At 64.3% G+C, this 300-nt stretch carries 1 protein-coding gene; it reads right to left on the bottom strand.

Going from position 1 to position 300, the window contains the following annotated elements:
* A partial coding sequence (locus HJ536_RS20750; RefSeq protein WP_228028850.1) for a hypothetical protein occupies positions 1–300 on the bottom strand: 300 nt, incomplete at both ends.

The following is a 300-nucleotide window of genomic DNA, read 5'->3' on the forward strand; positions in this document are numbered from 1 at the left end:
CTGGTCACCGTCTCTTTGGTGCCATTGCCATCGGTGTAGCTCACCTGCAGCTTGATCGCCGCGCCCACATCGGCATCGCCGAGCTTGTAGGTCGAGGCCGTCGCGCCAGAGATCGCCACCCCATCCCGAAGCCAGGCATAGGACAAGGTCCCCAGACCATCCGCATCTTTCAGCGAAGACGTGGTCGCGGTCAGGGTCCCATTCTCCACCGCTGTGCCGCTGATCGAGACGCCACCAGTGGGCGCGTCGTTCACGTTGGTCACCGCCGAGGTCGCCGCAGAGGTCACGGTCTCCTTGGTG

It is taken from the genome of Donghicola mangrovi (assembly GCF_013377535.1).
GTDB lineage: Bacteria > Pseudomonadota > Alphaproteobacteria > Rhodobacterales > Rhodobacteraceae > Donghicola > Donghicola mangrovi.